The organism is Runella zeae DSM 19591, assembly GCF_000423565.1.
GTDB classification, from domain to species: Bacteria; Bacteroidota; Bacteroidia; order Cytophagales; family Spirosomataceae; genus Runella; species Runella zeae.
In genome coordinates, this window is sequence record NZ_AUIF01000073.1 from 1 (window position 1) to 13,610 (window position 13,610).

A 13,610-nucleotide genomic window follows, 5' to 3' on the forward strand; every position below is an offset into this window, starting at 1 on the left:
TGTTAGATTCCATTGTATGAAAATTGTTGGTTTATATTCCAGAAATCAATTTTCATGCCTCTGTGTGTTATAACAATAGCATGGATGTTTCATGTAATTAAAAAGTGATGAAGTATGGTGAAAATAGGAAAGACACTTGATAATTAGCAAATATAGAGAAAATCTTGGAGCGAAAAATTCAAAACAGTTACAACCATAAATGGATTTAAAGAGTCTTATACCTAAAGGCAATGCCCATAAATCGTCGTATAGGCTATAAAAAAGAAACAAATTTTGGTACATGAACAATTGGTTGGAATGCCCTCTACGGCTTGTAGAGGGCATTTTTTATGCTTCCCGATAAGCTCGAACTTCGATTTTATCGGCAAATGAAGGTTTGGAAGGGAGGGCGTGATTGTTTTGCATCAAAAAAAAGACAACCATGAAACCTCAATCCACAAGTACGCTGACTACTAAAGAAGCAGCACCTCCTACCTTGCGTCGTTATGACCTTGATTGGCTGCGGGTATTTTGCATCATTGTATTGTTATATTATCATGTAGGGATGATATATGTCCCTTGGGGGTGGCACATCAAAAGTGAGGAAAAAAGCCAATTTTTACGGTGGATTATGATTTGGCTGCATCATTGGCGTATGCCTTTGTTGTTTTTTATTTCAGGAGCGGGTACTTATTTTGCGTTGCGCCGACGTTCTTTTTCGGGCTATGCTGGAGAGCGAGTCAAGAGATTATTTATTCCGTTGGTGTTTGGGATGTTTGTGATAGTGCCTCCTCAGATTTATTATGAGCGTATCTCAAACGGCATTGTTTTTGAAAGTTATGCAGATTTTTACAAAAGTGTTTTTGATTTTGTCCCTTATCCGAAAGGAAGTTTTAGTTGGCATCATTTATGGTTTATTGCCTATTTATTTTTGTATGCACTGATAAGCATTCCTTTGTTCCGATGGCTCAAATCGTCTTCTGGGAGTCGTTTTTTAGATAAAATTGAAAAAATAATTTCTTACAAAGGCGGAGCTTTATGGTACGCATTGATGATTGTTTTGAGCCAAGTCATACTTCAGCCTTTCTTTCCAGACGAGACCCATGCTTTGACCGACGACTGGGCTTATTTTGTATTCAATATTCTCATTTTTTGGGGAGGATATGTGTTAGTAAGTAGGCGTGTGTTTTGGGAAATAATGGCAAATCAGCGACGAACTTATTTGTGGGCTACGTTAGTTACGACCGTGGCGCTGTATATTTTCTTTACCGTATATCAGTTTCGTCCAGAGCTAAATGATGTAGCTTGGGCCGACATCTTGTGGGATGTCAACTCTTTTTGTCTGACCTGGTTTTCGGTATTAGCGTCTATTGGGTATGGGTACAAATACCTCAATCGTCCTCACCCGCTTTTGGCTACCCTCAACGAAGGAGTATACCCATTTTATATTTTACACCAAACGGTCATTGTGGTCATAGGCTATTATTTGTTAAAACTAAATCTTGGCGTTTGGGGAGGCTTTTTGGTCATAAGCACGCTTTCTTTGTTGGTGAGTGTGGGGCTGTATTGGTTGGTTATCAAGCGAATCAGACCATTAAGAATACTTTTTGGGTTGAAATGAGAAGGGATATTTTTGGGAAAATATGAGTAGAAATAGTTTTTTTCGAGCTACTATTTGAAATAAAACTTCCCCTTTGTAAAATGAATTATCAAGTTTTTGACACTTACGAAGCCCTTTCACAGCACGCTGCTCAATTTGTATTGGAGTATGTACGTCAGCACCCAACGGCCACTATTTGTGTAGCTTCGGGTCAGACGCCGATGCTTACTTTTCAGACCATTGTGGCGCAAGCGCAGCCGGGAGATTTTGACCAAGTCACTTTTATTGGATTAGACGAGTGGGTCGGTATTGAGCCTAGCAATCCGGGCAGTTGTCGGGCTTACATTGACGTACCATTGATTACCCCTTTGGGGATTAGTCCTGAAAGAATTTCGTTTTTTGATGGCTTGGCCGAAGATTTAGAGGCTGAATGCCAGCGAGTCAATGAGCTTATTGCTAGCAAAGGAGGCTTAGATATCATTATGGTGGGAATTGGTATGAACGGGCATTTGGGATTGAACGAGCCCGGAACGTCGTTTGATACCTATGCGCATATATCTCAACTTGAAGAAGTAACGGCTTCGGTAGGTCAGAAATATTTTCAGTCCGAAACGCCTCTTACACAGGGTATAACGGTAGGGTTAAAACATTTCTTAGAAGCCAAAACGGCGATTGTGTTGGCCAATGGAAATGGCAAGCAGAATATTATTAAAAGAGTTTTGGAAGAGCCTGTCCATGAAGGCTTACCGGCTTCGGCGCTTAAAATACACTCCAATGGTCATTTGTGGGTTGACAGCGCGGCCAATCCTGCCTAGAGTCTTTTGCGGATAGCATCTAGCATACCAATAATAAAAGCAACTAACGGAACGGTATTCATAATGCGGAAGTCTTCGGCAAAAGAAGTGTCTTCGTCCAAAAATGAGAAAAGGAGAGGAGTTGGGTTTTTTTTGTACAAAGCTGTAAACACATCTTTGCCCGGAGCACGATTGTAGAGGAGTACGTTTAATAAGGTACTGTCCATAAGGGCTTTGAATCGGGTCCGAAGGGTGGGAGGAGCGTGAAGAGGTTTGCCCAAAGTTACCAAATTTCGGACGAGTTCTTGGGTAAAGCGTTGCGTTCGCTGAAAAGCATAACCGGTGGACGCTTTCACGTATCCTCCTGCGGTGCCAATACGTATGATATGCTCACCGGGGTGCTGAAGAGTGGGTTCATCAGTCATGGGGATGACTCCAAACTCTTCGTGCTCGATGGTAAAGTTTTCTATTTTTAAAAAATCCTTGATATACTGATGCAGCTCGGCGTCGTATTCGTCAGGAGAGAGTAGCTTATCCGAAAAAACGGTGTATTCTACCATAGCTCGCGTAGGGCTTTCGGGGAGGATATACATAAAGCGTACTCCTGTCCCTTTTTGCGCCACGCGATAATCCATCATAGTAGGACAGTGAATATCAAAGACGGGTTTGTCGGTAGTGATTTCCCAACCTTTGAAATGCTGGAGGAGGTTGTGACAATCTGCTAAGTCTAATTTGAGAGGCTTGATGCTATCAAAAACATACTCGCCCAAATACTGATTATCAGGAGTAATGATAAACCCACCGGCAGGCGTATCAATGAGCCGCTCGATGCGTTCTTGCACAAAAACGATGTTGGGATTGGTAAGTAGGTTGGTTTTTACGAAGTTGTAAAAATCAACGCCTTTGAGCCACTTGTAAGTATAAGGGCCAAGGTCGAGCTTGTCAGAATAGTTTGTTCCATGAAAAAAAACATTTTTCCATTGACGATGAACAATACTATCAAAAGGAGTGGCCCCATCTTTTTCCCAAAAACACCAAGTCCGATCATTTTTGGTCTTGGTGTCTTGGTCAATAATAAGGATAGATTTCTCGCGTAAAATCGTTTGGTTCATGTAATAAGCCAAACTCAAGCCTGCCAACCCTCCTCCCGCGATAATGAAATCGTATTTTTGCATTAAATCGGCACGTTAACGTGGCGTTCTGAATGATAACTTGAACGAACCAATGGCCCTGATTCTACATATTTGAGTCCTCTTTTGAGACCTTCTTCGCGGTAAAGGGCAAAAATATCAGGATGAATCCACTCAATCACTTCGTGGTGCATTTTGGTAGGTTGAAGGTATTGACCCAAAGTCAAAACATCAAGCCCGTGGGCTACCAAGTCGTCCATAGCTTTAAATACCTCTTCTTGCGTTTCGCCAAGGCCAAGCATGATGCCCGATTTGGTGCGTTTGCCATAGGCTTTCGTGCGGCGGATTTGCTCAAGACTGCGTTCGTATTTGGCTTGGGGACGTACTGCTCTATAAAGCCGCGCTACGGTTTCCATGTTGTGAGATACTACTTCTTGTCCTGCCGAAATCATACGTTCGAGGGCATCCCAGTTATTTTTAGTATCGGGGATTAGCGTTTCGATGGTAGTGGCGGGGCTTAATTCCTTGGTCAATACGACAGTTTGGTGCCAAATCTCCGCACCTTTGTCTTTAAGCTCATCGCGGTTGACGGAGGTAATCACAGCATGTTTAACGCCCATCGTTTTTATGGCCTCAGCCACACGGCGTGGCTCATCTACATCGTATTCGTTGGGGCGGCCTGTAGCTACTGCACAAAAGGAGCAGCTCCTGGTGCACACATTCCCCAAAATCATAAAAGTAGCCGTACCTTCTCCCCAGCATTCGCCCATGTTGGGACAGTTTCCGCTTTCACAAATGGTGTGTAGTTTATTGGTATCAACTATTGTGCGGACTTTGCGATATTCTGGCCCTACGGGCAATTTTACACGTAGCCAATCAGGGCGTTTTTTCCGCTCTGAAGTTATTACAGGAAGTTCAATCATCTTAATTTTGTTGTCGTTTATCAGCCCTATATTATCCTAAAGTGTGTATAAGCATGGATAATGATTGGGTGATAGAGGCTCATTTTTTATTACCAAAAAACAAAGTTACGTAACCTGAAGTAAACAAGCTACGATTTTCGGCAGATGGAATAATGATAGGGGCTTTTCCAAACACCTCAGTTAGAAAACCAATCTCTAAACCAGTGAGGTTGCTGCGGAAAGCACTTAGCTCAAAACTAAATGCGATTTTGGCATTTACTCCGGGTACAATTTTAGAACTGCCCAAGCCTTGAAGCATATTTCCTGCTCCCAAAATATTGCCTGGGTCAGAGTGCTTGATAGGGTCATAGGCTTCGTTGCGTACTACACCGGGGCGCACCTGATATTGAATAAAGTAAGGTTTCAAAATTCCCAAAGAAGCTCCTACGGCCAAGATTCCGTTGATAGAAATCCCTTCATCATTGCTGCGGTTGGATAGAATGATTTCACGACCATATTGGGGGCGAAGCACAAAAAGGTAATTTTGCTTGCCAGGCGTAAAGCGCGAACCCGTATTGCTAGATTCTGAAAGCTCCTTGGGATGCCTCACGTTGACTAGCTCGAAAGCTAAATAGCGATATTGACGACGGCCAAAAAGCTCATTTTCTAAGCGACGCGAGTGGCGAAATACAAAACCACCCAATAAACCCGAGTTGGTATTGGTCGTAATACCATAAGTAGTAATAGTCGCGTAGTCTTCTTCCTCTTCTTCTAAGTTATTTTTAGTCTGACGTTGCTGACTCCATGCGACTTCTGTTAATAACAAAAGAGCTAAACCGAATGTATAAAAAGCTTTCATTAGACTTAACAAAATTTTTATCTAAACGTAACACAAATACTATTTAAAGTCAAGTCAATATACGTTAAAATCTCCTTAAAGGTTGCTACTATAATTCATTTACCAAACTATTTTAATAGCTTTATGGTTCAGAAAAATTGAAGATATTATTTAAGCCAAAAAATTATGCCAACCGTTCAGACTGTCTATCTTGGAGACTTGCGCACGCAAGCGACTCATTTACAATCCGGAACCACCATTATCACTGATGCACCTACCGACAACAATGGCAAAGGTGAAGCTTTTTCGCCTACCGACCTTGTAGCAGGAGCATTGGGAAGTTGTATGATGACTATCATGGGTATTGTGGCTCGCCGCGACGAAATAGACCTCACAGGCTCGCAGATGGAGATTACCAAGATTATGAGTGCGGAGCCACCGCGTAAAATCGCTAAAATAGAGGTGAAGCTTTCGATGGTGACTGCTACCGAAATAAGCGATACCGACAAAGCCAAGCTCGAACGTGCTGCTTATACTTGTCCGGTGGCATTGAGTCTGCATCCTGATATTGAGCAAGCAGTGACTTTTGAGTGGAATGTGGCGGTTGAAAGGTAAGCGATGAAACGATTATGTTTGGGAGTCTTACTAAGTGTTGTAGTAATAGGTACAGCTTGGCGATTTGGCTCAATCGATGTAGAACAGGCCATTTTTAAGGAAAAAATGCAATTGCCTCTCGGCAATACAAAAGCTCAAACAGCTTTGGTTTTTGGGAAAAGTTTTTTGGGTAACGATTACGTCGCTCATACTTTAGAGCAAACTCCTGAGCAGCTTGTTTGCAATCTTCGCACTTTTGATTGCTATACTTTTGTGGAATCCGTACTGGCGATGACTCTCACGCGGCATCATCTCAAAACTTACTTACAATACCAGATTCTGCTGCGGCAGATGCGGTATCGAGACGGTAAAATGGATGGTTATGCTTCGAGGCTTCATTATTTTTTAGAATGGAAAAACCAAGGTGAAGCTTCGGGATGGTACACCGACGTGACTCAAAAGCTTGGTGGAGAAGTGGTTCAACCTCCTATCAACTTCATGACTAAACATCGCTCTTTGTATCCAGCACTTGAGAGTGAAGCGGAGTTTGAGAAGGTGGAAGAAGTGGAGAAAACGCTAAGTGCTGCACCGTGGTATTTGATTCCTAAAAACAAAGTAGCTGCTATCGAAAATGACTTACAAGACGGCGATATCATCGGCATTACGTCGGGGATTGCGGGTTTAGATTTCAACCATGAAGGGTTTGTAATCAAAAAAGCCAATAAAGCTTACCTTTTGCATGCGTCGTCGGAGGCCAAAAAGGTAGTAATCTCTTCCGAAACTTTATCCGAATATCTTCAACGGGTCAAGAAACATAGCGGTATTGTGGTATTAAGAATAAGAAACTGAGGACACTCCTCAGTTTCTTGCCGAAAACCAACCTTTGGTGGTGTTGGCACTTTCAAGTTTTTTCTCTAATGCGTCGGGGATTTTTGGAAAAAAATCAATGCCAGTGAGGCGTTCTATTTCATCTACGCTTACCACAAAAGTCTTCAGGTTTTGGTTTGAAAACTCATTTTTCATCAAGAAACCAATCATTCGAGGTTCATTGTCGGTGACACAAAGTGCGATTTTGTAATACATTTCGGGTACCGCAATTTCGTTTCGTTGGCCAATAGTGGGCAAGCCAGCTTTTAAAACAGGGCCAGTCACTACGTACAAAAAACCATCGCGCTGAGCCCATTGCCGAAATTTTTGTTCTAAATCGTTCCAAATCCCTCGATTGAAATCAGGCACCTGAGGGCTAATATTACTCATATAAAAAGTCTCTTGCTTGTCGGTAGGGTCGAGATTGAAATCACCCGCCGGTGCTAAGTGCCCTCGGTCATAGCCTGAGCGTGTATAATCGGAAGTAGTGGCGGAGCCTGTCCCTACCAATGGGTCTGGGACGAACTTATTGCCATCGCGTGAGAGGTAGGCGCTAGCTTCTTCGTTGGTAAGTTTGTAAGCGACCCAGTCGGCTTGCTCATACTGCTCACGGTAGCGAAGGGTGATTTTGTGATGTCGGATGATTTGGTCATTAGAACCAATGGCGGGTAAATGAAAATCTTTGACATTGGCAAAATCATAGTTGCTGCTAGACGACGCTGTTTCCTCAGGTTCTTCACTACTCGAAGTTTTTCCAATCCCAACTTTTTCTAACAAACTCCGGTCATCTTTGGCTTCTGACGATGTGCGGTCGTCGGAGGCTACATTGTCGTTGGAGGTAGGTTCGGGGTTTTTATAGGGATTGGAGGAAGATTTTCCGCGCTCTTGATAAATAAACACGCTTTTAACGTCATTCCAGAAAGTGACCAAAGGCTTGGTGCGCCCACGGTAATGAAGAATAAGCCCAATGACGACAAAAATAAATAACAAAATGAGGGTATTGCCCCAGCGTAAGCCTTTACGATGCATTATGGATAGTTGAGAGTTTTTGAAGACGCAAAGTTCGTCATTGCAAAACGAACCGCCCAAAGATTTTTTTACTTCTGCAAAAGTTTCGCAACTTTTGGGCAGTTTTTAGATTTATAAAACGTGCAACAACCACAAATCATTGTTATCGGCGGCGGTGCTGCTGGTTTTATGGGGGCAATTACGGCCGCCGAATCTTTTCCTTTGGCAAAAGTGACCATTTTAGAAAAAAACAGAGGTGTGCTCAACAAGGTACGGATTTCGGGAGGAGGGCGCTGCAATGTCACCAATGCCGCCCCCACTATCCCAGAATTGGTGAAAGGCTATCCACGCGGAGCTAAGTTTTTACGCCCTCTTTTTGAAATTTTCAATAATCAGCATACCATTCAGTGGTTTGAAAAAAGAGGGGTTACGCTTAAAACAGAACCTGACGGGCGGATGTTTCCGACCACCAACGACTCCGAAACCATCGTCGACTGTCTGATCAAATCGGCTCAAAGAGCAAATGTAAACATCCGTACGAGTACTGATGTAGTAGAAATTATAAAAACAGAGGCAGGGTTTGACGTACTCTTACGGACGGGTGAAATCATCCCTGCAACGGCTGTTTTAGTCACCTCGGGCGGTCATCCGCAACTGTCAGGCTACGAGTGGCTGCTAAAGGCAGGGGCGACAATAGAAGCCCCCGTACCTTCTTTGTTTACTTTCAACATCCCGACCTCCCCGCTGAAAGAGCTTATGGGGGTATCGGTGGGAAATACGGCTGTCAAAATGGCGGGAAGCAAACTCTCCGAAACAGGGGCTTTGTTGTTTACGCATTGGGGTATCAGTGGCCCTGCCGTATTGAGATTGTCGGCCTGGGGAGCGCGGGAGTTGTCATCCAAAAATTATCAGTTTATTTCTCTTATCAATTTTACCAACAAAAAGTCCAATGAGGTGGCGCAGCAACTGGTAGATTTTCAGCGAGATGCTGCTTGGAGGGGGAAATTTGTGGCAACCCAAGCCCCTTTTGGGCTACCTCATCGCCTTTGGAAACAGTTGGTAGAGCTTTCAAATATTCCTGATACCATGCGATGGGCAGATATGCCTGCCAAAAACCTCAATCGATTGGTAGAGCATCTTACGAATTTTCAATTTGAGGTACAAGGCAAAACTACTTTTAAAGAGGAATTTGTGACTTGTGGAGGCGTCAACTTGAATGGTATTCATCCCAAAACGATGGAAAGTCGTGACGTTTCGGGTTTGTTTTTTGCCGGTGAAGTGCTTGATATAGACGGCATTACGGGTGGGTATAATTTTCAGGCGGCTTGGACTACGGGCTACATCGCTGGTAGTCATTTGTTGAAAGAAAAAGAGTTTTGATTTTCTTTCAACAAATGATTTAGAAAGGTCTCATTGCTTTTACAAAACGGTTTTTGAAGTATTTTGAAAAAAGGTTGTCTTCCCGAACACCTTTGGAAGAAGAGGCATGGATAAACATAATATCGGTTTTACTTCTGACTTCGGTCACAATCCCCACGTGCGATACATAGCCTGCTTTGCCCGCGTCGGGTACATAAAAAATCCAATCGCCTGGGCGAATATCTCTTACTTCTTCGATTTCGGTGCCAAACTCCGCTTGCTGCCATGAAATACGGGGTACTTTAAGACCTACCTCAGTATAAACGCTACAAATCAGCCCTGAGCAATCGATGCCTCGGCGGTCGTTGCCACCGCTGCGATAAGGAGTACCGGTATAAGCGCGAGCCGTGCGGACAATGTCGCGCACGTAGTTGGAATACGCTCCTTTGGGCTTGGTGGCTAATGGGCGTTTGGCGGGAGCGTTTTTAGGAGTGGAGGTATTGGGTGTATTGAAAATCGCACACGAACTAAGACAGAAAGCTAAGCAAACGCTACTCCAAAGGGAAATTTTGGGCATGAGGGTTAGAAATTTGTTACTTACGAAAATAACGAATAAAGCGTTAGAAATTGTCAGTATTTCGCTAAATTTACCTCAAACGTTAGTGATAAATACATCCTAAACCACTTTTTTATGAAAAAAATAGTATTTGCTTTTTTGCCGTTGCTCCTGCTTTTGGGGTGCCAAAAAGAAGAATCCCGCGAAGTAAAACAGTACACAATCGAGCAGTTTATGGACAACCAAGACGTGTTTGGGTCGGGGTTTTCGCATGACGAATCGCGGGTTTTGTTGACCAACAATAAAACCGGAATTTATAATGCTTATGAGCTTTCACTCGACGGGAAAGAGCCTAAAGCTTTGACCAATTCTACCAAAAACTCAGTATTTGCGGTTTCGTATTTTCCCAATGATGATCGGTTTTTGTACAGTAGCGACGAAGGGGGCAATGAACTGAACCACCTCTATCTTCAAGATACTACGGGCAAAGCCACCGACCTGACCGCTGGCAAGGCAAAGGCGCAGTTTTATGGCTGGGCGCACGACAAAAAAAGTTTTTTCTTTATCTGGAATAAAAGAGACGCCCGTTTTTTTGACCTCTATGAAATGGACGTTGCTACCCTCAAGCCCAAGCTTCTTTTTCAGAATGACGGCGGCTATAGCGTAGGTTCAATCTCTAACGACAAAAAGTACATTTCACTTTCTAAAGAAATCAACACCAACGATAGTGAGTTGTTTTTGTGTGAATTGGCTACCAAAAAAATGACCAAAATATCAGAAAATTTGGCGGCTTATCAGCCTACTGATTTTAGCACAGATAGCCAAAAAATGTACTACCTTACCGACGACGGCGCGGAGTTTAAACGCCTCATGAGCTACGATATAGCCACTGGAAAACGTGAAAAGGTAGCCGAAGAAAAATGGGACATCATGTATGCTTATCATTCTGATAAAGGGCGGTATCGGGTCATTGGGATCAACGATGATGCCCGTACCGTAGTAAAAGTGTTTGATATGCAAGAGGGAGGTAAAGAGGTTGACTTCCCGAAGTTTGAGGAGGGAAATGTCAATTCCGTAACGATTTCAGATAGCGAGCAAAAAGTAGCGATTAGTGTAGGGAGTTCGACCTCAAATGACAACTTATATGTGTATGATTTCAAATCAAAAGACCTCAAAAAACTAACTGATGTCATGAGTAAAGCCATCGAGCCGACTGATTTGGTACAGGCCGAAGTGGTACGGTTTAAGTCTTTTGATGGGACCGAGATTCCGGCTATTTTGTATCGTCCGCATCAAGCTTCGGCGGGTCAGAAAGTACCTGCGCTCGTGAAAGTACACGGTGGGCCAGGTGGACAAGCGCGCACAGGCTATAGTGACAATACCCAGTTTTTGGTCAATCATGGCTATGCGGTATTAGATATAAACAATAGAGGCTCAAGCGGATACGGGAAGACTTTCTATAAAATGGATGATAAAAACCACGGCGAAAAAGACTTGCAAGATTGTGTGGAAGGCAAAAACTACTTGGCGTCGCTTGATTGGGTAGATAAAGAAAAAATCGGGATTATGGGAGGCTCGTATGGGGGCTTTATGGTAATGGCCGCCCTTACTTCTAAACCCAAAGAATTTAAGGTAGGAGTCAATTATTTTGGGGTAGTAAACTGGCTACGTACCCTCAAAAGTATTCCGCCCTGGTGGGAGTCGTTCAAAGATGCCCTTTATCAAGAAATGGGCGACCCAAATACGGCAGATTCACTACGTTTGCGCCGAATTTCTCCCCTCTTCAATGCCAACAATATTGAGATTCCGCTTATTGTATTACAAGGCTCGCAAGACCCGCGCGTACTTCAAGTAGAGTCCGACGAAATGGTAGCGGCGGCCAAGAAAAAAGGCGTACCCGTAGAATATGTGTTATTCCCAGATGAAGGTCACGGTTTTGTGAAAAAAGAAAATCAAATCAAAGCTTCCAAAGCAGTATTAGCGTTTTTGGATAAATATTTGGCGCAGAAAAAAACGGACTAAAGCCAGATTGGTAGAAACAAAAAACGCAATAAAGAGGGGGTTCTTTATTGCGTTTTTTGTTATTGAATGATAGATTGATGTGCTTTAAGTAAAAAATTGAAATATACCCTAGTAAAACCAAGGTAAAATATGAGCACAATATTAGATGAAATATCATTAGCTTGGGAAATGGAAGGTTTCTTAGGTTTACTTAGAGATCAGGAGTTTGATGAAAAAAAAGGAGAATTTTTTCTTCAAAGATTAAAGCTTGTAAATTTTAACAATGAAGATCAAATACCCAAAAATATTGTTTCATTTTTATGGTATATTCCCATATTTATGGAATGGCAAAGTGCAAAGATTGAATCAATAATTGTTGCTGAAAAATTTAAAAAATACGTTAATTTACAAAGTCAAATATTGGTAGAACTGGAACGGATTTTAGGAGTTCCTTGATGATTTTGGTTTGATGTATTTTTTTGATAAATACAAAGGATATGACAAGGAAAGTTGATGATTTTTATAAACCGGAAAACTTTTTTGACTAGTCCAGTGGAAAATATTAAAGTGAACTAAGGGTAAAGCATGAATGAATTTGAAAATTTTAAAATTAAAAATACTATAACTTGTATAGTTGAACTTTTGCAAGCTAAGCAATGGAGAACTATCTATGATTATGATTTCAGGAAAGAAATTGCTCCTAATGAAATAGAAGAATCATTGGCTTTAATTGAAAGTGATCTAAATTTGCTTCCACAAGAAGAATTAGACAGATTTGATTTTTATGAGACAAACAAAGAGTCAGAAATAATTGTGGAAGTAAATCTTTGGTATAATAATCAAAGAAGTAATTATACACTTTCTTGCATAGTTAGAAATAATAACAACTACAAGGATAGATATGATTTTTCACTTGATTCGATTCATATTTTGTAGGAATTGTGTCTTGGTTAAGAGTATGTTTGGGAAGGTGTCACCGTTTCGCCAGTTCGTCGAAGTGTTCTAAGGAATAAAAGTTTAAACGTTGAACCCGCATCAAAGCCCAAACTAGGCCGCAGGCTTTGAGTTAAAAATGTTCTCACCATCTTATATAAGTTTAGGAGATGAATTAGCTCATACGGAATGTAAGAGAATTACGCACACTTTTACTTAACAATGGGTATGAACGTCAGACTGTAAATATTCAAATATTAGAGTTGATAAGACCAAATAAAAACCTTGGATGATTTCAAAATGATTGATAAAGAAGAAGCTTTAAAATTTTTGGAGGCTTATCAACCTCTCCCTAGTGATAGTGAATTATCTAAAAACATAAATATTTTAAATATCTATAATGAAGTAAGGAAATATTTTCTTACCCATTATGACCCCAGATGTATTCCTTTGTTTTTGAACTCATTCGGAGGTAGAAATGGATTTGGGGTTTATCAACTAATTGAAGATGTTTTAAAATGCTACCCTAGTGAATTAGTAATTCCTTTTATTAAATTAGCGTTGCATAGCAAGTTTGAAAGCGTGATTTATTGGAATGCTCAAATAGCGGTTTCATTTCCTGATGATTCCTTACAAGAGAGCTTGATAAACTTAATAAACCATTACAATTTAGATATAAGATATACTGCTATTTCAGCTTTAAGCAGGATGCCGAATCAAGATTAGACTTGTTCTTTTGCTGATAATCAATATTTTATGATATATTTGCGGTAATTAACATTTTAATAAGTTATTATGAAATCACAAAGAATTAGTATATTTAGTAATATAAAATCTGATAGAGATTTTCGAGCTACAACAGGCCTTAGTAAAGAGGAGTTTAATAGGTTATCTGAAAAGTTTTCTTGTTATTATACTCCAACAGTTCTATCAGGATTTCCTAATGGGTTTGGTAACAATAGTATATTTCAAAACTCAAAAGAAGCTTTGTTTTTTTTATTATATCATTATAAAGTAGCGACTACTTATGATGTTCTTGCTATTAGTTT

The 13,610-nt window shown here is 41.3% G+C and carries 15 protein-coding genes; 10 read left to right on the plus strand and 5 right to left on the minus strand.

The window, feature by feature from the left end; all coding sequences use genetic code 11:
- The first annotated feature begins 421 nt into the window (after positions 1 to 421).
- Positions 422 to 1,600, plus strand: a complete 1,179-nt coding sequence (locus tag G563_RS0117395) for an acyltransferase family protein (RefSeq protein WP_028666436.1) — start codon at positions 422 to 424, stop codon at positions 1,598 to 1,600.
- An 80-nt stretch (positions 1,601 to 1,680) separates the two neighbouring features.
- On the plus strand, positions 1,681 to 2,394 hold the full coding sequence (locus tag G563_RS0117400) for a glucosamine-6-phosphate deaminase (RefSeq protein ID WP_028666437.1): 714 nt from the start codon (positions 1,681 to 1,683) through the stop codon (positions 2,392 to 2,394).
- On the opposite strand, the gene G563_RS0117405 is transcribed toward G563_RS0117400, so the two are convergent.
- From G563_RS0117405 to G563_RS0117415, 3 genes are all read right to left on the minus strand, one after another.
- Positions 2,391 to 3,548 (minus strand): lycopene cyclase family protein, encoded by a 1,158-nt coding sequence (locus tag G563_RS0117405; protein ID WP_028666438.1) that lies wholly within the window; start codon positions 3,546 to 3,548, stop codon positions 2,391 to 2,393. The two genes, G563_RS0117400 and G563_RS0117405, sit on opposite strands and share 4 nt — an antisense overlap.
- Positions 3,548 to 4,426 carry a lipoyl synthase gene (gene lipA, locus G563_RS0117410; protein ID WP_028666439.1) on the minus strand — a complete coding sequence of 293 codons (879 nt, stop codon included), beginning with the start codon at positions 4,424 to 4,426 and terminating at the stop codon, positions 3,548 to 3,550. Before lipA ends, G563_RS0117405 begins: the two co-directional genes overlap by 1 nt.
- 79 nt (positions 4,427 to 4,505) lie before the next feature.
- Complete coding sequence (locus tag G563_RS0117415; protein ID WP_028666440.1) at positions 4,506 to 5,264, minus strand: hypothetical protein; 759 nt, start codon at positions 5,262 to 5,264, stop codon at positions 4,506 to 4,508.
- Between the two features lie 165 nt (positions 5,265 to 5,429).
- On the opposite strand from G563_RS0117415, the gene G563_RS0117420 reads away from it, so the two are divergent.
- Both G563_RS0117420 and G563_RS0117425 read left to right on the plus strand, forming a co-directional pair.
- The gene (locus G563_RS0117420; protein ID WP_028666441.1) at positions 5,430 to 5,858 is read left to right on the plus strand and encodes an OsmC family protein; all 429 of its coding nucleotides are present in this window, start codon (positions 5,430 to 5,432) and stop codon (positions 5,856 to 5,858) included.
- A 3-nt stretch (positions 5,859 to 5,861) separates the two neighbouring features.
- Positions 5,862 to 6,686 carry an N-acetylmuramoyl-L-alanine amidase-like domain-containing protein gene (locus tag G563_RS0117425; RefSeq protein WP_028666442.1) on the plus strand — a complete coding sequence of 275 codons (825 nt, stop codon included), beginning with the start codon at positions 5,862 to 5,864 and terminating at the stop codon, positions 6,684 to 6,686.
- A 9-nt stretch (positions 6,687 to 6,695) separates the two neighbouring features.
- On the opposite strand, the gene G563_RS0117430 is transcribed toward G563_RS0117425, so the two are convergent.
- A complete protein-coding gene (locus G563_RS0117430) occupies positions 6,696 to 7,733 on the minus strand; it encodes a DNA/RNA non-specific endonuclease (protein WP_028666443.1) in 1,038 nt (345 codons plus the stop codon).
- 120 nt (positions 7,734 to 7,853) lie between these two features.
- Here G563_RS0117430 and G563_RS0117435 point away from each other — a divergent pair, with 120 nt between their 5' ends.
- Complete coding sequence (locus G563_RS0117435; protein ID WP_028666444.1) at positions 7,854 to 9,092, plus strand: BaiN/RdsA family NAD(P)/FAD-dependent oxidoreductase; 1,239 nt, start codon at positions 7,854 to 7,856, stop codon at positions 9,090 to 9,092.
- A gap of 19 nt (positions 9,093 to 9,111) precedes the next feature.
- On the opposite strand, the gene G563_RS0117440 is transcribed toward G563_RS0117435, so the two are convergent.
- A complete protein-coding gene (locus G563_RS0117440; RefSeq protein ID WP_028666445.1) occupies positions 9,112 to 9,648 on the minus strand; it encodes a C40 family peptidase in 537 nt (178 codons plus the stop codon).
- Between the two features lie 114 nt (positions 9,649 to 9,762).
- On the opposite strand from G563_RS0117440, the gene G563_RS0117445 reads away from it, so the two are divergent.
- The 5 genes from G563_RS0117445 to G563_RS38685 form a co-directional block, all read left to right on the plus strand.
- The gene (locus tag G563_RS0117445; protein WP_028666446.1) at positions 9,763 to 11,649 is read left to right on the plus strand and encodes a S9 family peptidase; all 1,887 of its coding nucleotides are present in this window, start codon (positions 9,763 to 9,765) and stop codon (positions 11,647 to 11,649) included.
- Positions 11,650 to 11,778: 129 nt separating this feature from the next.
- Entirely contained in the window at positions 11,779 to 12,084 is a 306-nt protein-coding gene (locus G563_RS0117450; protein ID WP_028666447.1) for a hypothetical protein, read from the plus strand.
- Positions 12,085 to 12,213: 129 nt separating this feature from the next.
- Complete coding sequence (locus tag G563_RS0117455) at positions 12,214 to 12,564, plus strand: DUF7668 domain-containing protein (RefSeq protein ID WP_028666448.1); 351 nt, start codon at positions 12,214 to 12,216, stop codon at positions 12,562 to 12,564.
- Positions 12,565 to 12,846: 282 nt separating this feature from the next.
- Positions 12,847 to 13,287, plus strand: a complete 441-nt coding sequence (locus tag G563_RS0117460; protein WP_169579776.1) for a HEAT repeat domain-containing protein — start codon at positions 12,847 to 12,849, stop codon at positions 13,285 to 13,287.
- Positions 13,288 to 13,356: 69 nt separating this feature from the next.
- Positions 13,357 to 13,610, plus strand: a 254-nt coding sequence (locus tag G563_RS38685; protein WP_211235284.1) for a hypothetical protein, incomplete at its 3' end; no start/stop codon positions are given.

What these genes read in the sequence shown, in the direction of transcription:
- G563_RS0117440 (WP_028666445.1), bottom strand. Translation starts at nt 9,648, where the DNA reads ATGCCCAAAATTTCCCTTTGGAGTAGCGTTTGCTTAGCTTTCTGTCTT.
- G563_RS0117450 (WP_028666447.1), top strand. Translation starts at nt 11,779, where the DNA reads ATGAGCACAATATTAGATGAAATATCATTAGCTTGGGAAATGGAAGGT.
- G563_RS0117430 (WP_028666443.1), bottom strand. Translation starts at nt 7,733, where the DNA reads ATGCATCGTAAAGGCTTACGCTGGGGCAATACCCTCATTTTGTTATTT.
- G563_RS0117405 (WP_028666438.1), bottom strand. Translation starts at nt 3,548, where the DNA reads ATGCAAAAATACGATTTCATTATCGCGGGAGGAGGGTTGGCAGGCTTG.
- G563_RS0117445 (WP_028666446.1), top strand. Translation starts at nt 9,763, where the DNA reads ATGAAAAAAATAGTATTTGCTTTTTTGCCGTTGCTCCTGCTTTTGGGG.
- G563_RS0117400 (WP_028666437.1), top strand. Translation starts at nt 1,681, where the DNA reads ATGAATTATCAAGTTTTTGACACTTACGAAGCCCTTTCACAGCACGCT.
- G563_RS0117425 (WP_028666442.1), top strand. Translation starts at nt 5,862, where the DNA reads ATGAAACGATTATGTTTGGGAGTCTTACTAAGTGTTGTAGTAATAGGT.
- G563_RS0117455 (WP_028666448.1), top strand. Translation starts at nt 12,214, where the DNA reads ATGAATGAATTTGAAAATTTTAAAATTAAAAATACTATAACTTGTATA.
- lipA (WP_028666439.1), bottom strand. Translation starts at nt 4,426, where the DNA reads ATGATTGAACTTCCTGTAATAACTTCAGAGCGGAAAAAACGCCCTGAT.
- G563_RS0117420 (WP_028666441.1), top strand. Translation starts at nt 5,430, where the DNA reads ATGCCAACCGTTCAGACTGTCTATCTTGGAGACTTGCGCACGCAAGCG.
- G563_RS0117415 (WP_028666440.1), bottom strand. Translation starts at nt 5,264, where the DNA reads ATGAAAGCTTTTTATACATTCGGTTTAGCTCTTTTGTTATTAACAGAA.
- G563_RS0117395 (WP_028666436.1), top strand. Translation starts at nt 422, where the DNA reads ATGAAACCTCAATCCACAAGTACGCTGACTACTAAAGAAGCAGCACCT.